Genomic DNA, 21514 nt, shown 5'->3' on the forward strand with positions numbered 1-21514 from the left:
CCGATGGCTATCGGGACTGCGTGAAAAAATCCTTTTAATCCTTTAATCTGTGGCTAGACAAAAATCTAAAATCTACATTCTAAAATCTAAAATTATTTAAGACAGCTTCTTAAAATACTAACCGGGTGCTGTGCTTCCCTACTCGTTCCATCATAAATTTGATGACGACAGCTGGTTCCTGCAGCGGCGATTTTTACATTTTCAGCCGTAGCTCGCACTTTTGGGAATAAAGTATCTTCTCCCATTTGCATACTTACCTGATAATGTTCTTTTTCGTAACCGAAAGATCCTGCCATTCCGCAACAGCCCGAATTGTAAATCGTAACCGTAGTATTGGTTGGCAAATTCAGCATCGCGAAAGTCGCTTCAACAGAACTCAATGATTTCTGATGACAATGTCCGTGAATTTTGATTTCTTTCTTTTCATCCGAAAATGAATCCGGTTTAATTTTACCATCTATAATTTCCTTTTTAAAGAATTCTTCGATCGTAAAAGCATTTCGGGATAACTTCTCAGCTTCTTCCTTATCATCAACCAGGCGAAGATATTCATCCCTGAAAGTTAAAATAGCAGAAGGTTCAATACCAACCAAAGGCGCATTGCCTAAAACCAAATCTTTAAAAATGTTGACATTGTGATTGGCTATTTTTTTTGCTTCTTCTAAAAAACCTTTAGATAAATAAGCTCTTCCGCTTTCTTCGTGGTCGATAACCAGAACCTGATAACCTAATTTGGTTAATAATTCGAAAGCATCGATTCCGATATTTACATCATAATAATTGGTAAATTCATCTACAAACAAATACAATCTTCCGTTCGGAAAATTCATACTTGTAGGTTTATGATTTTCGTGCCATTTTCTGAAAGTTTTTTTTGCCAAAAGCGGCACTTGTCTTTCCGGCGCAATTCCCATACTTTTTTTAACCAGCGACTGATTCGAAATAAAGTTGGTGATCGACGGAAACAAACTTCCCATCTTATTAAGTTTTGCGTTGTGTGCAAAAATTTTGTTTCGGGTTGAGAAACCGTTTGCTTTTTGGTATTGGTATAAAAATTCGGCTTTTAAAGTAGCAACATCCACATTACTCGGACATTCGCTGGCGCAGGCTTTACAGCTCACACACAACTCAAAAACTTCGTATAATTCTTTCTGGTCGAATTTATTTTCTTTCTCAGAATACGTCAAATATTCACGTAGCGCATTCGCTCTTGCACGCGTGGTTTCTTTTTCATTTTTGGTCGCACGATAACTCGGACACATCGCTCCTCCAGCCGATGGCAATTTTCTGCAATCTCCGGAACCGTTGCATTTTTCGGCCGCACGCAAAATCCCTAAACTGTCTGAGAAATCCTGAAACGTTTTAATATCCGGTTCTACCCTGCCCGAAACCACACGATGGTTTTCATCCATCTTTAAAGCGTTCACAATCTTACCGATATTCAAAACCGAATTCGGGTCAAAAGCCAATTTAATACGTTTCAGTAATTCATAATTCATTTCGCCAATCATAAACGGAATAAATTCACCGCGCACAATTCCGTCGCCGTGTTCCCCGCTTAACGAACCTCTATATTTCTTCACCAAAATCGCCACATCGGTCGCGATGGTTCTAAAGAGTTTTAAGTCAGATGTTTTCTTCAAATTCAAAACCGGACGCAAATGCAGTTCGCCCGCACCCGCATGTGCATAATAAATCGCACCTTGTCCGTGACGCAGCATCATCGCCGAAAACTCCGCAATATAAGCTGGTAAATCGCTCAATTCAACCGCTGTATCTTCAATAGAATCGGCTGCTTTGTCGTCTCCTACTATACTTCCTAAAAGTCCAAGGCCGGCTTTTCTAAGTTCGTTTACTTTTTCAATATCCGCTCCGTAAATTTTTACAAGTGCGTAGCCAAAGTTATTTTTTTCTAAATCGGAAACTAAAGCATTCGCCTGATTTTCCGCATCTTGCGCGTCGTGCGAAGCTACTTCAAACATCATAATCGCTTTCGGTTCTCCAACCAAAAAGAAACGGTTTTTAATGTGTTCGCGATTCGTTTTCGTACAATCCAGAATCGTGTCATCGATCATTTCTGCGGTGTACAAATGATGTTTCATCGCTACCACAACAGATTCCAGCGATTCCTGAATGCTATGATAATGCGCCACCACCATAATATTATTAGCCGGCGGTAAATCGTCTACTTTTAAAGTGATTTCATAAGTAAAGGCCAAAGTTCCTTCGCTTCCGCAAAGTAATTTTCCTAGATTGATTGTTGGTTCCGTTCCGCCAAACAAATCCGATTTCAGTAAAATATCAACCGCATAACCCGTATTTCGTCTGTGAATCTCCGGTTTCGGAAACTCTTTTACAATTTCATCCTGCGTTGCTTTTACCGAAAGTTCGTCGTAAACGCTTTTGTATATTTTATTTTCTAAGGTATCGCCTTTGGTTTTCTCGATGAATTCCGCCGAAGTCAGTTCCTTAAAAACCACTTCCGATCCATCGCTCAAAATCGCTTTGATCTCCACAATTTTATCGCGCGTCACGCCATAGCGAATCGAGGTCGTTCCCGAAGAATTATTCCCCACCATTCCGCCAATCATACAGCGGTTGGATGTAGAAGTATTCGGGCCGAAAAACACGCCATGTGGTTTCAGAAACAAATTCAGTTCATCGCGAATCACGCCGGGCTCGACCGTAACTGTTTTTTTAATCGGATCGAAATTCAGGATTTTGGTAAAATTCTTCGAAACATCGACTACAATTCCGTCACCCACGGTTTGTCCGGCCAGCGAAGTTCCCGCTGTTCTTGGCGTAATCGAAATTTGATGCTCCCCCGCAAACCGAATCAGTTTACTAATATCTGCGATCGTTTTAGGCACGGCAACCGCTTTTGGTTTAATCCGGTACACCGAAGCATCGGTCGAATAAAGTGTTTTATGAAGATCATCGTATAAAAGTGTTCCTTCCAACGATGCTGATAATTGTTCTAAATCCTTAAGTAGTGACATTTTTGCTGAATATGATTTGACAAAAATAAGTTTTTTTTTAGGTTCAGAGGTGCAAAGGGACAAAGGTTCAGAGGTTTTTTCCACGATTGTCATCCTGAGCGGAGTCGAAGGCTTTTGAAAATTGGAATTTGGGATTTTTTTTATTGGTATTTACCCCAAATGTCACCCTGAACGGAGTCGAAGGCTTATGAAAACTACACTTCATATTAACTAATACGTGAAAAAGTTTGGAATTTGGACTTGAGCCCTAGCGAACAGGCACAGCACTTTTTTTATTGGAAGTTTTAGAAGCTATTTCCTGCTATCCGTTTCAATCTTTTGTACCGAACCCCGGCAAAAAAGGATTTCCACTGCTATCAGGGCTAGGGCATTCTTTTTCATAAGAAAGTTTATCTAAAGTTAAAATTTGTAAGAAAATTATTTTATTTTAAGAAAAATATTATATTCGTTGATTATAAGATTTTATTTACAAATAAATACAATATGTCGAAATTAAAAATATTTGGAAAAGCCAATCCTGTAGTCGGTATAAAAGAATATTATTCAATTCATGATTTTTTTGGTAGCTCCGACCCTGCTTCATTGGATCCATCACACTTTCAAAGTTTATCTGATGAGCAAATTAAATGGTCCATTTGGATTTTAGATGGAGTTTCATGGCTAAAAATAACAGAAAACAATAAGACAGGAAAGACTGTACATTATACTTTTTCTCAAAAAAGTCTCAATAGAAAAGGTATAAGAATGCTGGTGGACGCTAATGGCGAAAAAGCTGTTCTTGATATTACAACACAAAAAACATCACAATCCAAAATAATAAAGATTGATCTCTTAGATTCAAATTATGATAAAAGAACACCTGACAAACCATTTGCCTATGGCGATTGGATTATTGCACGTGTACATTGTGTAGCGATGGAAAGATATCCCATTACGGTTACTTTATGGGAAGACGATGGAGATAAGGCTAAGCAAGATACCACCAACGTAAAAATAGAAGTAAAAAAAGGCAATGTTTTAAATGGAACCGCTGAAGTTTCATTTTATTTAAACCCAAGTCATGTCTGGCTTGCCAATGCAAAATTAGCGCCCGGAGATAAAAACGAAGGTGCAACTCATGAATATTACGTAACGGCAGAATTTCTTGAAAAAATCCCAAAAAGAGTTGCCAGCATGAATACAAATGTGCCCAACCCCGACTATAAACCTGAAATTGAAAAACCAAAACCTCAAATTCCCGCCTCTAATAAAGAACCTTCAAAAAAAGAGCAAAAAGGAATAAATAAATCTGAGCAAAAAGTTCATGACTATCATGAGCAGAAGGTAACTGTGCAAAATAAAGTTGTATTTAATCATATGGATCCCATTAATAGTTTGATGACGGTTAGTGTGGATCCTGATTGGTGGAAAACGAAAGAGGAAAAAAAACATCAAATTTGTGAATATGAAGCCAGAGTAAAAGCATTTCTCAGAATGTTACGTGTTGGCGAAGGAACAGATTCTGAAAGAGGTTACACTACACAATTTAGTGGAAAGCAATTTTCAAATATGAGCAACCATCCTCATGAAATTATATCGGCAAATGGATATTTCTCTTCAGCTGCTGGAGCATATCAAATTATGTCAGATACTTATGACGGATTGGAAACATACAGAACTAAATATAATATTTTAAATTTTAATCAGGAATCACAGGATAGATTATGCATTGTAATTTTAAAACATAATTATACTACTGATAGGCCAAATAGTTTTTATAATCCTATTTATTGGAAAAATAAGGATAAAACAATTCGGGATGTAGAAAAGGAAACTAAAATAAAAGATAGGAGAAAAAAATTTAAAGGTCAACAAGCTGATATCATTAAATTAATAATTGATAACGATATCAAAAAAGCAACCTTACTATCAAGTCTATGTTGGGCTAGCTTACCAGATTCTCCATATGGTCAACCTACAAAAACAATACAGGAATGTAAAGCAAATTATGAGAAATTTTTAAAAGAAGAACTTACCAATCAACAAACATGGAAATTACACTTAAAAGAAGGTTTTTTAAAAGAATTTGGATATAGCTGCTGTGCAGAACAGACAGAATTTCAATCCGGTTCTTGTGATAAGTGCAATGAAAATCATTATGATGTAGCAAAAACTGAACATTGGATTACTCAGAAGCCTCACGAATGTTGGGCAGCAAGCGTTAAAATACTTAAAAATTATGGCATAATTGGAGGAACTAATATTAATCCTATTTATACTGTTGACCAAAAAGGAAATAAATTAAACGTACAAAATGCTCAAGCTGGTTTAGATTATATTGATTCTCAACTTAAACTTGGTAAACCTGTAATTGTTGGACTAGATGATAACTTAAGAAAGAGCACTTACAATACTCATAAAGCCACGGATCATTTTTTTGTAATCGTGGGTAAAGGTTGTGAAGATGGGAATATATATTATCGCTTTTTTGATGTAGGTTCAAAAATTAGTGAAGAAGGAACAGCTGAAAAGAATAAATTATACTTACAAGATAATTTAATGTTAGTAGGCAAAAGCTACGGAAACACCCATAATTATACAGTAACAGAAGTCAGAAGAAACAATTAAAATGAGAAAAACAACAATTTTATATTTTATATTAATATTATTGGCATCCTCATGTCAAGATAAAAAACAAACAAATAAAAACAATATTAACGACAGTCAGATTTTGTCAAATATTGAAAAGCATACATTCTATCGTGTAACTCAAAATGGAAAAGAAAGGGTAATTTATCAACCTTGTGATGCAAATATTGAAAAATATATAGTTTATCATGATAGTATCTTTCATGATTTAGGGCAAGAATTTTATACGTTTAAAGTCTTATCACAGAAGAATGAAAATAATAAATACAAATATTCTGGCGAGTATATTTTTGGTAAGACTGCAATCAGCAAAGAAAGTATAACTTTTGAAGCAATTGATAATAACAAAAAATATTGGAAAATTAACAATGAATTATTCATAGACAGCCTTTACGCTAATACGATTATACATAAGCAACAGTCGTGTAAAGAATGTTATGAGGGTTGTGAGGGTAAAGAAAAAGAGACAAAAGTTAGTTCTATTAATGGAAAATGGGGAACAAATTGTAATAATCCAATAGGGATAACAGTAAAAGAAAATGAATTAATAATATGCGTTGAACCAAATAACTATTATATTCATTTAACTAAGGTTAATGAAAAAACAGGAGACAAAACCCTAAAATATAAATTGAATAGACTTGAAGGTGTTAGCTCAAAGGATGTTTACTCAGAAAGCTATTTAAATGATAATGAAATTGCAACTATCAAAATTTTGGAGAATGATAAAATAGAATTTAATTGGCTCGGTTTTTATAATAAGGTTAACAAAGAAAGGCAATATACAGACCCAATTATTAGTGATTACAATCCTATTTTATTAGAAAAATGTAAAAATTAAATTTTAATAATAAATATTTGTTTTTGAAGATACGCTCCTGACTTTATTCTATAAAAAATAAATTAAAAATGAATAAAATAACCCTCTTTGTAATATTTTTATTTTCTCTACAACTTGTAAGTTGCCAACAAACCCCTGAAAAAAATCAGGCAATAAATATTGATGATAAATCAGTTACAAACAATTTCTTTAAGCAATTTACCAAAATATATGGCGACGATGGATTATTAGAAACTGGAAATTCAGATCTAAAAAAAGGAGGATTTGAAATATATTTAGTTTCTAAAATTGGTGCTAAAAATTGGTACAATAACGTAATTAAAAAACAAAGTTATGATTCTGCTTTGAAAGCAATTAATCAATTATCTCCTCAAAAAATTAGTTCTGATTTTGACATTTGGATATTTTATACCGACAAAAATTATTTAACAGAACTTGAAGACGGAAGTCTTGGTCCTAAAATCCCAGGAATAATCGAATTATACTATTTAAAATCGGGAGAAAAGACTTGGCAAAAAATTGACAGTTATTCGCTAAAAAATGATGATGATGATAGAATTAAATCTTTCACATGGAAACAAACAAAACTTCAGGATATAATTGATCAATCCAATATCAAGAAAGATGAAAATAAAGATTTTTCATCTCTTCAAAAAGTAACACCTTCAAATAAATGGTTTGGAACGTATAGTGCTTATTATAGTTATGGAAAAATTGGAGGAGAAAATGCAGGTTGGACTTTAGATATAAAAATCTCAAATGATAGCATTATAGCTTCTGGAGATGGATATCAAATAGGTTTTACAGATTTATTAATTGCTAAAGAAAATGGGAATGAATTATTATTAAATCATTTCAAAAACTTAAATGGTTATAATTTAGGATCAAAAATGAATCCTGAATTTGTACTAATTGAAAATAAAGGAAAATACTTTATTAAAACAAAATGGATTGACAGTGATATCATAACAAAACCAAAAGAATTAGGTTATGAGATTTTAAAAAATTAAAATTATTAAACCCTCTACTGGCGCGAGACGCTCGCGCCAGCAGGAGCCCTCATGCAATATTTACATTCCCTACTTACAGCACTTTACTTTGATTTGTTGACAGTGTAAATTCCTCCCACAAGTAAAATGACGCCCAGCCCTAAATAAAGGTATCCCTGTTGTTTACCTGATTCGTTGGACGCATTAATTTTTAGTCCCAAAAAATTAATTTCTTTTGTATTATCAGCTATTTTGTTGATACCTATATATCCCACACCGAGACTAATAACGATTAGAATTATTCCTATTATTTTTGATGGATTCATGTTTTTGAATTTAATTGTTTCTCTAATTTAAGAAAAATATTTTTCAATCAGATGATAATATTCATTTTATCCTAATTGATGAGGGAACATGAAACCCTTCAATCCCAAATAAACACTTTGGAAAATAGCTTTTTTTGGTTGAATGAATTAGCCGAAGTTTTAAATCCTTAATTTGAGTTTGGAATAAGATTATGATTTTATAATAAATAGAAAACCTCGATTTTAAAAAGATCGAGGTTTTTTTGTTTGATTTCAGTACGACCCATACACTTGATCAAGTAGAACACAGCAAGAGATCATATCTAGCTTTACTTATCCAATAACTTTTTAAATTCTATAAATACTTCTTTTTCTAATATGTCTAATTCATTACCAGTAGCAAGTTTAATAGCCTCTCTAGCCTCCCTTATTCTATTAAGCATCGGCAAAACAATTCTTTTCCCATGGTTTATAAAACTATCAAGATCTTTAGAACTGGAAGGGATTTTATATCCATCTCTACCAGAAGCAATTAAGATTCCTTGGTCTCGAAGATTCCCAATAACTTTACTACGGAAATATTCTGGCCTCAAAATTTCATGACGACTTGGATTTAAGTGGCTGAAGATTTCTTTAGTCGTTATATATCTATTTTTAATATTTGCACGTTGAAATAATAAAAGTAATTTGAGCAAGTTAATCTGATCAATTTTTTGTTGATCAGTTCCTTTTTCTGTTTCAATAAATGTTTTTATCCTTTGATGGCAAACTGAAGCAATTTGTGGATCAAAGTTCTCATCTAAATTTGTAGCAACTAGTTCTTCGAAAGAATAATTATTAGGAAAAAAGTCTAAGCTTGCAATTTTTGGTGCAAGCAATCTTTGAAAGTCGTCACTGTGTTCTGATTTTTTTGTTTCATCAAAAATATATCCTAACGTTCCAGCCACAAAATCAGCTAATTGTATATAAAAACTTTGTTGACTATTTTGAATATTAAACTCTGAACCTGAAAATAAATTCATTTCATGATTCTTTTCAACATATTTTTTGAATTCCCTCATAAAATCATTTCCCCCATGTTCATCAACATAAAGTTCTAGTCTTGGAAATGTTCTATAGAGTTCTTTATAAACTAAGTTATTCAAGTATTTATAAAAAGACTTTTTGATTGCAAATCCTTTTCCAGCTAGTTTTGTTTTATCTACAATTACTGCATAGATTGAAATATCGAGTTTTGCAATATCTTCCAGAATCCTCTTTCTTCTTGAATGATTTTGAGCAACGCCACTTGATTTCATTTCGCCGGTTTGAAAACCATGTTTCTTTCTTATAAAATCAATACCATCATGAAGCTTTTCTAAATTCTCATTTTTGCAAATAACTGTTGCCACTATAAAATGACTCCCTTGTGTTTTAAACTCAAAAGAATTATTTCCAAATTCATCGGCAAAAGCAGTAATACTTTGTAGCATATTGTTCCCTAAAATGAGGTGTTTTATTCATATCTGTTTCAAAATCTATATAATTTATCAACATTGTAATATGAAATTATTTAGCAATTTAAGCATTTTAGTTCTTAATGCAAACATAACACAGCTAGCCATAGCATCTCTCTTGTGAACACTTCAAGTCTTTTGTTTAAAAGTTTGGTGGCACGACTGAGACGCTCGCGCCAATACAGGGCGTGAATGAACACGGATTTATATCCTGTCTATATTTAGCTTCTAATAAAGTTACAAAATGTGTTATAAAATTGACGTAGTTGGCTAAAATTTCTTTCATATATAATTTAAAAATTATGATATTAATTAATCTCTTTAGAATTGTCCTCGTTTTTTTAGGTTTTTAGTTTTGTATATTTGAGATTTGAGATTTGAGATTTGAGATTTTTTAAATTTTCGCGGTTATTTTACATCTTTATAATTACTTACGAGTAAAAATTTCATTTCTAAATATCTTTAGTATAACTACAATAGTTGATAGACGACAAAAATTAATTCAGTCATGATAATAAAAATTCACAAAAACATCAATTTAACTAGAGTTGAAAATTTATATAAGCAACTAGAAATCGGGATTTCTATAAAAGCAAAAATTGACATATTATTTCCAATAGAGCTAACTGTTAATTACTTAGGAATCACTCCGGCACTAATTCAATTTATATCTACATGGATTCGATATAATAAATCTGGCAAGTTAATGTTAGATCTCGTAAAACCTGATTCTGAGAAAATTATTAATTTATATAAAAATGAATTTATTTTCCCTATTGCGGGACTAGTATGGAATCATAACGGAATTTTTGATCGAGAAGGAAATAATTTGAGAAATTTATTATCTGAATCTCAAAATAAAGTTTTTGCGAAAATGAAACGTGTTGAAGCCTACAGAGGAGAGAAATTATTATTAACAAATCTAGATCACTTGCCCAAAGAAAATGGCATCTTACCTTGCTTCGAAAAAAATGGACTTTTTGTCTCAAATGAGTCCGATCTGATGGAAAGTTTAAAGGACACGCTCGAAAATGAGGTATTTCGTAATTATTTTGAAAGCCGATTAGAATTTAAAAAAATCGAAATCGAATTAATTGGAATTATACATGAATTAATGAAGAATACTTTTGAATGGGCAAGAGATGATCAAAACGGTGTTCCTTTTGAAACAAATATTAGGGGGTTATTAGTAAAGCATAACAAAAAAACAAGGTCAGCATTAATTAAGGAGAACAAAGATATTAAGGCAATTATTGAATATTTCAATTCAAGTCTATTTAAAGAAAATAATCTACAACAAATTCGTTTTTTAGAAATATCAGTATTTGATAGTGGTGCTGGATTTGTCAATAAATTTAGGTCTTCTAATAAAAATTATGAAAATTCAAATGATGTAGATATAATTAAAAGATGCTTGATTAAGCATAATACTATAGCAAAAAGTTTAGATAAAGATGAAAAAGGGTTAGGATTGGATAGAATATTAAAAATATTAAATGGAAAAGGATTTTTAAGAATAAGAACAGGAACAAAATCTTTATATAGAAATTTAATTAATGATCAATATAAAAATGTAGAATCAAACAGTACTGAACAAATGATATTATTCGACTGGATCCTCAATGACAACAATAAATATTCAGATATTTCTAATGTTTCAGGTTCCGTTATTACAATTATTTATCCATTGTCAATAAATCAAAGTTTATGAGAAACTTCTACATATACAAATTCGAATATAAAGAAAGAACAAAAAACATTTCATCGACAATTATATTTTGTGACAATACAATAATAAATGAGAATGCTTTAATTAGTGAAATAGGTTCTTTTTACGAGAATCACTCTCAAACTGATAAAATAATTATAATTGGTGGATTATACTTGAAAGATAGGATGATTGAGATTTTTGTAACGAACATTGAATCAACATTCAAAAAAATCCCAAAACGTCAAGAGACTTCGCTTTCTAAAAACATTTACATTTATACGTTTGGAATTTCAGGAGAATTGGATATTCTATATGGTAATACAAAAGAGATTTCTTCTTCCTTTTTTAAAAGTTTTCTCAATCATGGGTTGCAAAATATTTTTATTTTAAGAGGAGGATTAGTTGAAACTGAAGGATCACATCATTATGTCTTTCCATCCGGAAAGCATTGTGATAAATTTTTAAGAACTGGAAACATTTTGTTATTTAGTAGTGAAATTTATTTCATTGCTTTTACTTTAATGAAACATTACGATAATGAAAGACACAATCAAATTTATTGTGATACCTCATCAATAAATTCAATTGCAATAGCATTGTCCGAACTCAAAAACCGTTTTCTGGAAACAAAAATTGCTATTCCAATTGAAAGCTTTAGCTCTTATAATGGTTTATACAACAATGAACTTAGTTATAAAAATAATGCTCTTTTATTAATTTCGGCATCCACTTCAGGTAATATTTTAAATTATATAACCGCAAAACATACTCAAATTAGTAGATCTAATATTTTAGTTCTATATTTTTTAGACATCAAAAATAATTATAATGACATTAAAGATAACGTTCTGTGTAATTTAACTTATACAGCTGATAATCCGAAAGGTATAATTCCATACGATTCCTATGATGATAGAAATTGTAAATTATGTAAAAAAGGCTCTCATCCTGTTGAAGTTTCTGGGGATGTGTTTTTATTAGAAAAGCCTAAAATTAATTCTGTTTTGATTGGTATAAAAGATGCTGACGAAAACTTATCCAAATTCGTTAAACAGTTCAAATCTCAAAAAAGAACTAAATCCATTCTTAAAACAAACTATAAAGAGTCAAATTCCTTAAATTCAAAATATGACATTTATATTGATTATTCTGAACTATTAAAAGGTCTATCGGAAGGAAGATTTGAAGATTATAAAAAGAAGTTAGATGCGTATATTAATCAATTTGTCCCAAGCAACTTAAAATTTATAATCCATTTAAATGATCAATCTTCTTCTGAATTAGCTGACTATATAATGGAAAAAATAATAAGCAATTATGCTTCTGGATTTGAACCCAAAAAAATCAGTCAAGACGAAATTACAAAAGAGATACCCAAAGATACTATAGGTTCAACACTAGTTGTTGGATCTTGCATTTCAAACGGTAAAAATTTATTATATTTAAGCAGAGCACTACGTAATTACGAAGGATTGAGGATTATTTATTTTGTCGGCATTTCGAGAATGTGCAATTCAGATTCACTTATAGGATTGAAAACGAATTTAAAACAAGGAAATTTTGGTGCCGAAACCAGCACCTATATTGAAGTTGATAAAATATTTTGTACAAGTATTTCAAAAAATAACAACTGGCAACAGGAATTAGAATTTCTTAATGTAATGATCGATCTTCTTAATAATTATAATACTAAATATTCCAAATCAATAATTTTTTTTAAAACCAGAAAAAAAGATATAGAACACAGTTATTCTGATAGTGTTAAGGGCCTTTCAACTAATTTATTTTTCCCAAAATTAAAAACTAATTTAAATGAGGAAATGCATATTAGAAATAATTTTGCTTTTTTTGATTTTGACAAATATGTTGAAGAGTTAACACAATCGGATATCTATTTTACCTTTAATAATGTAATAAATAGTTTAAGAAATTCTAAAAAAATTGAAAAATCATTAATTCAGACATCGTTTGTTCGTAATCTATTATCCCCAAATAATTTTAATCGCTTTAATGATGGGATTATTCAAGCTTCAATACTTAGAAGTGCTTTTCCCGGGGAACTCAGTTATTCTATAGATTTTGGTTTATCATTAGAAATGAAAAATTTATTGGAAACGATAATAAAATACTACGATGAAGACCAAGGAGAAGCAATACTCGAGTTTTTATATGCCATTGCAATTGGCAAACTATCTCTCAAAGAAGACCATTTATCTGAAATTATACAATTACTAAAAAGCAAAACTAACTATCAAATTTTAGAGTGTTTTGTATTATATATAGAAAATAAAATATTAATAAAAAAAACAATTTAACTTATTTAGTTTACTAATAAATCATCAGATGCAGTATCCCCAAATAAATCTCATTTTAGCATTACCAAATACAACACTTCCTTAAAACAGCATTTTAATGAATAAAAATATAAGTGCCCTTTTTGAAATCGCTCAAAAAGAGACCCGAAAAATAATAGGTTTAATGTCCGGAACTTCGCTTGACGGATTGGATATTGCGCTTTGTGCTATTTCTGGCGCGGGCGAAAATACCGCTGTAAAAATTCTGGAATTCGAAACTATCAATTATACCGAAGACATTAAAACCGAAATCCGTAAAGTGTTTGCCCAGAAAACGATCGATTTTCAGCATTTGGCCTTATTAAACGAATGGATCGGTCTTTTGCACGCCGGCATGGTCAACGATTGTCTTCAAAAATGGAATATTCCCGCGCATGAAGTCGACTTAATTGCCTCGCACGGACAAACAGTTTTGCACGCTCCGAAGTTTTTGCATCAGCAGGAAAAATTCCCCAATGCGACTTTACAAATTGGCGATGGCGATCATATTGCGGTAAAAACCGGAATTATAACGTTATCAGACTTCAGGCAAAAACATGTGGCTGGCGGTGGCGAAGGCGCACCTTTGGCGGTTTATGGCGATTATTTATTGTTCAGCAAAAAAGGCGAAAACCGAATTATGCTCAACATGGGCGGCATCGCGAATTTTACTTATTTACCCGCTTCTCAAAACGCCGAGGAAGTTTTTGTAACCGATACCGGAACTGCAAATACCTTAATCGACATTTTCACGAAACACTTTTTTCCTGAAAAAAGTTACGATAAAGATGCCGAAATCGCCCAAACCGGAACCGTAAACCAAACCCTTTTAACGGAATTAAAAAGCAATGCTTTCTTCCAGAAAAGCTTCCCAAAAACCATCGGTCAGGAATTATTCAATAAAGCTTTTGTCGATTCGGCTTTGGCAAAAACCAAACTCGAGAACATTTCGGCACCAGATTTGCTTGCCACTTTAACAAGACTAAGCGCCGAAACGATTGCCGAAGCGATTCTGTTTGTCGTAAAAAACACAGGAACGCCAATCGAAAATTTCACGGTTTATATGTCGGGCGGAGGCGCAAGTAATCCGTTATTGGTAAAGGGATTAAAGGAATTATTGTCGTGCCCGTTCAAAAAAAGTGACGATATCGGCATTTCAGGCGACGCCAAAGAAGCAGTTTTATTTGCCGTTTTAGCAAACGAAACGGTTGCCGGCGGCGATTATAATTTCGGCACAAAAAAAGGAATTCCCTCCGTCACAATGGGAAAAATTTCATTTCCAGATTGAGAGAAAAAAATAGCCACGAATTCACGAATTATTTTTTCGCAAAGTATTTTAAAAAAAATTCGTGAATTCGTGGCGGAAAAAAAAGATTTAAAAAAATCGTCAGCAATTTTATTATGTGCAAGTATTTAAAAAAAATAATTCGTGAATTCGTGGCGGAAAAACTATTCAACAAAAACCTGAATCACACATATGAAATTCAAATAAATACCGTTAAAATTATAATCTATTAATTATTTACTATAATCAGCTAAAAAAACTATTTTTGGTTTCTGTTAAAAAAGATTGCAATGCATAAAAATCAGCCACTACTATTCTCTATCATATTCTTACTTTTCTTAGGATTGACATCCAACGCGCAGGAAAAACTACTACATCCTAAAAACGAATTTAGAGGGGTGTGGATCGCTACCGTCGTCAATATCGACTGGCCAAAAACAGCGCAAGACGGTGTTAACAAAGAAAAAGCAGACTACATTGCCACTTTAGAAGCGTATAAAAAACTAAATTATAACGCCGTAATCGTTCAGATTCGAAGTGTTGGAGATGCTTTTTATCCTTCAGAATTAGCTCCTTGGTCGCGTTTTTTAACGGGTAAAGAAGGTCAGGCTCCAAATCCGTATTACGATGCATTAGCCTGGATGATTGAGGAAGCACATACCAGAGGTTTCGAATTTCACGCCTGGCTGAATCCATATCGTGCCACTTTCGATTTAAACAAACAACAATTGAGTCCAACTCACGACATTTTCAAACATCCGGAATGGATGATTGAATACGCCGGAAAAATATATTACGATCCTGCGTTGCCTGAAGTTCAGGAACATTTAACGAAAGTCGTAAAAGAAGTCGTGGATAAATATGATATCGACGCGATTCATTTTGATGATTATTTCTACCCTTATACGGTTCCGGGAAAAACATTTAACGACAACGCCTCATACAAAAAATACGGGTCAGGTTTAAGCCTTGCCGATTGGCGTCGTGCGAATGTGAGCAACTTTGTACATACTATTTCTACGACTATAAAAGCAAGCAAACCGTGGGTGCAATTCGGAATCAGTCCGTTTGGGGTTTGGAGAAACAAATCACAGGATCCAAAAGGTTCTGAAACACAATCGACATCCAACTACGACGATTTATACGCAGATCCTGTCTTATGGATGGACCAAAAATGGATCGATTATATTATGCCGCAATTGTACTGGAGTATGAATAATCCGAGAGCTTCTTACTCTAAATTGGTAAAATGGTGGTCTGAAAACTCCAATAACACGGCTCTTTATATTGGTCACGCATCCTACAAAATCAGAGGCGATGCTGATAAAAGCTGGAATTATTTGACTGAAATTCCAACCCAGATTGATTATGCCAGAAGTTTCAAAAAAGTAGGCGGAAGTGCGTACTTCAGTGCCAAATGGTTTACAGACAAAAACTTTGATATTGTTCGTCTTTTAGAAGAAAATCAATATAAATATCCTGCGCTTCCGTCTCCGGTTCCGAATTTAAAACATGTTATTATTGATACTCCGGTAGTCACAGAATTTGCACAGGACAGTTTGAAATACAGGTTCACTATTAAGGATCCGTTGAATACCAAAGTGCGCTATATGGTACTTTATGGTGCCGATCATATTTCGAAAATCGATATTAATGATGCCCGCCAAATCATAGACAAAGTGGTAGTACGCCAGGACACCGGGGATATTTTAATTTCGGCTACTGCTGCAAAAATGAATCCTTATAAAGCTTGCGCTGTAACATTTATTGATTATTTTGCAAACGAAAGTACACCTACTATTATTGACTTAAAAAAGCCATTTAAAATAGCTTACCCTAATCAACCAAATGAAAACAGATAATAAACCCTGGTATTGGATTCCGCTTTTAAATTTTGCGTCTGGACTACCTTACGCTGTCATCATTTCCGTTTCGGTTATCATGTACAAAAATCTCGGAATCTCTAATGAAGACATTGGAGTTTACACCAGTTTATTATATCTGCCCTGGGTTATCAAACCACTTTGGAGCCCATTTATTGAATTAAACGGAACCAAAAGAAAATGGTTTTTATCGATGCAATTACTTATTTCAATTGCATTTTTGTTAGTCGGTTTCACGATTCCGGCTAGTGGCTTTTTCATTATGACATTGGCGATCTTTTGGGTTGCGGCTTTTGCTTCGGCTTCTAACGATATTGCCAGCGATGGTTTTTATTTGCTGGTTTTGCCAAAAGAGCAACAATCGTTTTTCCTCGGAATCAGAAGTACTTTTTATCGACTTTCACTTTTAGCCGGAAACGGATTAATTGTTTTGTTTGCGGGATATCTGGAACATAAATATGGCGACAATACCAAAGCCTGGTCATACACGATGATTGCTGTTGGTTTGTTAATGACTTTCATTACCATTTATAATTTCGTTTTTACACCAAAAAATGAAATCAATGCCGGTGAAAATACTGCAGAAATTCATCATCAAAATTTTGCCACGATCTTTATCAGTTTCTTTAAGAAAAAACAAATCGGTTTAGTATTGGCTTTTATTTTGTTATTTCGTTTAGGCGAATCGCAATTGCTTAAAATGCTTAGTCCGTTTTTATTAGACAAAAAAGAAATAGGCGGAATGGGACTGGACACTGAAGCTGTTGGAATCATTTATGGAACTTTAGGGATTTTCGCTTTAACCGTTGGAGGCATTTTGGGAGGTATTGCAATCTCTAAACAAGGACTTACCAAATGGATGTTTCCGATGTTTTTGGCTATGCATTTACCAATTATTGGTTTTATTGGGTTGGCTCATTTTCAGCCGGAAGAGCTTTTCCATCTGCATTTAAACTTTTATTTTTTCGAAATAAATTCACCGCTTAACCTTTATACCTGTATCACTGTTATATTGGAACAGTTTGGATACGGTTTTGGATTTACCGGCTTTATGATGTTTTTAATTCATGTTGCCGAAGGAGAATCAAAAACAGCACATTACGCATTGGCAACCGGATTCATGGCTTTAGGAATGATGCTGCCGGGAATGTTAAGTGGTTATATACAACAATTTTTAGGCTATCAGAACTTTTTTATCTGGGTTCTCATAGCTACAATTCCAGGTCTTATTGTATCACGTTTTTTAATTTTCCCGAAAGATTTTGGGAAAAAATCTGAAGAAGTTTAACCCCAAATCAAACATCTTAAATATGGAATTCAACGAAAATCTGCAAGCCGAACGCAACCTAAAAGGAGCTGAGTTCGAGAAAACAGGAGATTTTGAAAAAGCAATTGAAGTATATGAAGAAAATGTCGCGGAAAGCTTTAAAGGAAATCATCCTTATGATCGGTTAGCTACGATCTACAAAAACCAAAATGATATTGACAACGAAATTAGGGTACTCGAAAAAGCAATTATTGTTTTTGAAGAAATCACACTCGAAGACCGACTAGAAGGTTTACCGAAACTTTTCCGTTTCAAAAACCGTTTAGAAAAAGCAATTGAAACCAAAAAACAACTGGCTAAGCTAAAGAAAGCAAAGTTGAAATAAAGCCTAAACTTTTACGCATTTTATCATGATTACGCTAAAAAGAACAAACTCTGACAATACTGATTTCAAAAATCTGGTGGTTTTATTAGACAAGGATTTAGCGATCACAGACGGAGAAGATCACGCCTTTTACAATCAGTTTAATAAAACCGATAAAATAAAACACGTTATTGTTTTTTATGAAAATGATACCGCTGTAGGCTGTGGCGCTTTTAGAGAAAAAGAAATTGATACAGTCGAAATCAAACGTATGTTCGTTCATCCTGATCATCGAAAAAAGGGATTTGCATCCGCCATTCTAAAAGAATTAGAAATTTGGGCGAAAGAAATAGGTTACGCGTACACGATTTTAGAAACCGGGAAAAATCAGCCGGAAGCTATTAATCTCTACCAAAAACAAGAATATACTATCATTCCAAATTATCCGCCGTACGAAGCAATGGAGAATAGTGTGTGCATGAAAAAGACTTTATAATAATGAAAATGACAGCTGAAGCATTAAGACAAAAAGTGGGACAATTCTTTTTTCCCGCAGTTTTCATCAACGATACCGAAGAAAATATTCAGGAAACCGAACGTTTAATAAAAGAACACAATATTGGCGGACTGACTTTTTTTCACAGCCGTGCGAGCGCGGCAACAAATTATGAAAGCAAGAAAAAGGTTGTTTTTAATGATGACAGTTATCAAAAAATAAAAGAACTTATTGTTCGTTACCAAAAGTCTGCTTCTACTCCCCTTTTAATCAGCATTGATGCCGAATGGGGTTTAGCCATGCGCATCGAAAAAACACCGCAATATCCGTACGCCATTACACTTGGCGCTTTGCCGGAAAGTAAATCGGAGTTGGTTTACGAAGTTGGAAAACAAATTGGTTTAGACTTAAAAGCAGCCGGAATTCATTATAATTTATCGCCTTTGGCAGACATCAACAACAATCCGAATAATCCGGTTATTGGTTATCGTTCTTTTGGTGAAAACAAAGAAAAAGTAGCCAATTTTGCTGTTGAATATTTAAACGGAATGTCAGAAGTTGGTGTTTTAGGCTGTCTGAAACATTTTCCCGGACACGGAAATACCAGTGTCGATTCGCATTTAGGACTACCGGTTTTAAAAGAAACTTTAGAAGAATTATTAGAAAACGAGTTATATCCGTTCATCAAAGGAATCGAAAATAATGTTGATTCGATTATGATTGGACATTTGGCCGTTCCGAGTTTAAATGACGGAAAAGATACTTCGGCAACTTTATCAAAAGCGGTTATTCAGGATCTTTTGCGTGAGAAATTGGGTTATGATGGTTTGGTTATTTCTGATGCCTTGAACATGCACAGCGTTTCTAAATTGTACGAAACAAAAGGCGATTTAGAATGGGAAGCGTTCAACGCCGGAAACGATGTTTTGTGTTTCGCCGAAAATGTTCCCGAAGGAATTGAGGCGATTCTTAAAAATGCTTCACCGGAAAGAATTGAAGAAAGCTTCAACAGAATCATGAAAGCCAAGAAAAAAGTTGGAATCTTATCTGAAAACAACTTTACTTCGGGAGAATTAAACTTCAAAAAAGCAGCCGAACTAAATTTAGAAATCGCTCAGGATTCCATCACAAAAATCATTGACAATTCAAATACAGAATTGGCTTTTGAAGCGCAGAAAAACAATCAGTTAGCAAAATTAAGTTTGTACAAAAATGTCGAAAATACTTTCTTCCAAACTATAAATTCAAAATTAGAATCGCCGGAATTTGCTTTTGAAAATTTAGAAGTTTCTGATATTTCCAAAATCAAAAAAGAGCTGGAAAATTTCGAAACCATTTTGATTTCCTTATTCGTACCAAAGGCAAAACCAATGAACAATTTCGAAATAAATGACGAAGTTTTAGCATTGCTTTCAGAATTGCTTCAAACCAAAAAATGTATTGTTTACGTTTTCGGAAATCCGTATGTTTTACCTATTATTCCGAATCTTTCTAAGGCTTCAGGACTAATTCAGGTGTATCAGGATTTTGAAGAATTTCAAAAAAATGCAGGAATTCAATTTTTAGAAAATAAAATCTGCAACGGAATTCTTCCTGTAAATATTGACCTTCAATAACTTACAAAAACACAATTCATAACTATAACTAAATACTATTACTTAATAAATATTTATAATTACATCTTATTGTAAGTAACTCTACTTATACCCTACTTTTGCACCACAAATAAATTTTTAACTTTAAAACGAATAAGATGTCTTTAGTAGGAAAAAAATTCCCAAGTATTGCAGTAGATGCTATCTCAGAAATGGGTGATAACTTAAAAATCAACATTTTTGAAGAAGCAGTAAACAACAACAAAAAAGTATTATTGTTTTGGTACCCAAAAGATTTCACTTTTGTATGCCCAACTGAATTACACGCCTTTCAAGCTGCATTACCAGAATTTGAAAAAAGAAATACTATCGTAATTGGAGCTTCATGCGACACAAACGAAGTTCACTTTGCCTGGTTAAATACTCCAAAAAACAACGGTGGAATCGAAGGTGTAACGTACCCAATCCTAGCGGATACAAACCGTAACTTATCTAACATTTTAGGAATTTTAGATATTGATTCTACAGAATACAGCGAAGAAACTGATTCAGTTATCATCGAAGGTTCAAACGTAACTTACAGAGCTACTTACTTAATTGACGAAACTGGAAAAATCTTCCACGAAAGTGTTAACGATATGCCATTAGGACGTAACGTAAACGAGTACTTACGTATGGTTGACGCTTACACACACATTCAAACTAAAGGTGAAGTTTGTCCTGCAAACTGGGAAGCTGGTAAAGAAGCTATGTCTGCAGACAGATTAAGTACAGCTGAGTACTTGAGCGCAAACTAATTTTTTATAAAGGTACAAAGGTTCATAGGTACAGAGTAGCAAAGGTTTTTGCTGCGAATGTTTTACAAAGGTTTTAAAACCTTTGTTCCTTTGAACCTTTGCTACTTTAAAATTTTTCAAAAACATACAAAGCGAAAGAGCGAAAAAAATAAACGAAGTTTCAAAACCTTTGTTCCTTTGAACCTCTGTCCCTTTGAACCTTAAAAACAAAACAAATGTTAATCGACTTAAACGAAGATACGTTAGCAGATTTAGTTGCTAAAAACGAAAAAGTAGTAGTACAATATTCAGCTTCATGGTGTGGAAATTGCCGTATTATGAAACCAAAATTCAAAAAATTAGCAACAGAAAATGAAGCTATCACTTTTGTTTTGGTTGATGCTGAAAATTCTCCGGAATCAAGAAAATTAGCCAATGTAAGCAACTTGCCTACTTTCGCGACTTTCGTAAACGGACAATTGGTTGGTGAAACTCAAACCAACAAACAAGAAGTTTTAATCGACCTGGTAAACGCAATTGCGTAAA

The 21514-nt window shown here is 33.3% G+C and carries 16 protein-coding genes; 13 read left to right on the plus strand and 3 right to left on the minus strand.

Annotated elements, in window-relative coordinates:
• Positions 1–92: 92 nt before the first annotated feature.
• Positions 93–2999: an FAD-binding and (Fe-S)-binding domain-containing protein gene (locus IRZ99_RS13380; RefSeq protein ID WP_194657744.1), complete on the minus strand. Its 2907-nt coding sequence runs from the start codon at positions 2997–2999 to the stop codon at positions 93–95.
• Positions 3000–3482: 483 nt separating this feature from the next.
• Between IRZ99_RS13380 and IRZ99_RS13385 the strand changes: the two genes are divergently transcribed.
• From IRZ99_RS13385 to IRZ99_RS13395, 3 genes are all read left to right on the plus strand, one after another.
• A complete protein-coding gene (locus IRZ99_RS13385) occupies positions 3483–5606 on the plus strand; it encodes a glycoside hydrolase family 104 protein (RefSeq protein WP_194657745.1) in 2124 nt (707 codons plus the stop codon).
• Between the two features lies 1 nt (position 5607).
• Positions 5608–6468 (plus strand): hypothetical protein, encoded by an 861-nt coding sequence (locus IRZ99_RS13390; RefSeq protein WP_194657746.1) that lies wholly within the window; start codon positions 5608–5610, stop codon positions 6466–6468.
• A gap of 68 nt (positions 6469–6536) precedes the next feature.
• Positions 6537–7478, plus strand: coding sequence for a hypothetical protein (locus IRZ99_RS13395; RefSeq protein WP_194657747.1), 942 nt, complete (start codon positions 6537–6539; stop codon positions 7476–7478).
• A gap of 83 nt (positions 7479–7561) precedes the next feature.
• Here IRZ99_RS13395 and IRZ99_RS13400 read toward each other — a convergent pair whose 3' ends face one another.
• Together IRZ99_RS13400 and IRZ99_RS13405 are read right to left on the minus strand one after the other, a co-directional pair.
• A complete protein-coding gene (locus IRZ99_RS13400; protein WP_035684497.1) occupies positions 7562–7783 on the minus strand; it encodes a hypothetical protein in 222 nt (73 codons plus the stop codon).
• A 308-nt stretch (positions 7784–8091) separates the two neighbouring features.
• Positions 8092–9234, minus strand: coding sequence for a DUF3800 domain-containing protein (locus tag IRZ99_RS13405; protein ID WP_194657748.1), 1143 nt, complete (start codon positions 9232–9234; stop codon positions 8092–8094).
• A gap of 532 nt (positions 9235–9766) precedes the next feature.
• On the opposite strand from IRZ99_RS13405, the gene IRZ99_RS13410 reads away from it, so the two are divergent.
• The 10 genes from IRZ99_RS13410 (at position 9767) to IRZ99_RS13455 (ending at position 21513) form a co-directional block, all read left to right on the plus strand.
• Positions 9767–10969: a hypothetical protein gene (locus IRZ99_RS13410; protein ID WP_194657749.1), complete on the plus strand. Its 1203-nt coding sequence runs from the start codon at positions 9767–9769 to the stop codon at positions 10967–10969.
• Positions 10966–13284, plus strand: coding sequence for a hypothetical protein (locus tag IRZ99_RS13415; protein ID WP_194657750.1), 2319 nt, complete (start codon positions 10966–10968; stop codon positions 13282–13284). Before IRZ99_RS13410 ends, IRZ99_RS13415 begins: the two co-directional genes overlap by 4 nt.
• Positions 13285–13381: 97 nt before the next feature.
• Positions 13382–14590, plus strand: a complete 1209-nt coding sequence (locus tag IRZ99_RS13420) for an anhydro-N-acetylmuramic acid kinase (protein ID WP_194657751.1) — start codon at positions 13382–13384, stop codon at positions 14588–14590.
• Between the two features lie 287 nt (positions 14591–14877).
• A complete protein-coding gene (locus tag IRZ99_RS13425; RefSeq protein ID WP_194657752.1) occupies positions 14878–16449 on the plus strand; it encodes a glycoside hydrolase family 10 protein in 1572 nt (523 codons plus the stop codon).
• Complete coding sequence (locus IRZ99_RS13430; protein WP_194657753.1) at positions 16436–17758, plus strand: MFS transporter; 1323 nt, start codon at positions 16436–16438, stop codon at positions 17756–17758. The genes IRZ99_RS13425 and IRZ99_RS13430 overlap by 14 nt, the downstream gene beginning before the upstream one ends.
• Before the next feature lie 22 nt (positions 17759–17780).
• A complete protein-coding gene (locus IRZ99_RS13435; RefSeq protein WP_194657754.1) occupies positions 17781–18122 on the plus strand; it encodes a hypothetical protein in 342 nt (113 codons plus the stop codon).
• 25 nt (positions 18123–18147) lie between these two features.
• A complete protein-coding gene (locus IRZ99_RS13440; protein ID WP_194657755.1) occupies positions 18148–18597 on the plus strand; it encodes a GNAT family N-acetyltransferase in 450 nt (149 codons plus the stop codon).
• 8 nt (positions 18598–18605) lie between these two features.
• Positions 18606–20213, plus strand: a complete 1608-nt coding sequence (locus tag IRZ99_RS13445; RefSeq protein WP_370527665.1) for a glycoside hydrolase family 3 protein — start codon at positions 18606–18608, stop codon at positions 20211–20213.
• Positions 20214–20350: 137 nt separating this feature from the next.
• The gene (locus IRZ99_RS13450) at positions 20351–20989 is read left to right on the plus strand and encodes a peroxiredoxin (protein ID WP_026985957.1); all 639 of its coding nucleotides are present in this window, start codon (positions 20351–20353) and stop codon (positions 20987–20989) included.
• 215 nt (positions 20990–21204) lie between these two features.
• The gene (locus IRZ99_RS13455; RefSeq protein ID WP_007805605.1) at positions 21205–21513 is read left to right on the plus strand and encodes a co-chaperone YbbN; all 309 of its coding nucleotides are present in this window, start codon (positions 21205–21207) and stop codon (positions 21511–21513) included.
• Position 21514 lies beyond the last annotated feature (1 nt).

Origin of the sequence: Flavobacterium sp. LC2016-12 (assembly GCF_015351595.1) — a bacterium.
Classification (GTDB): domain Bacteria; phylum Bacteroidota; class Bacteroidia; order Flavobacteriales; family Flavobacteriaceae; genus Flavobacterium.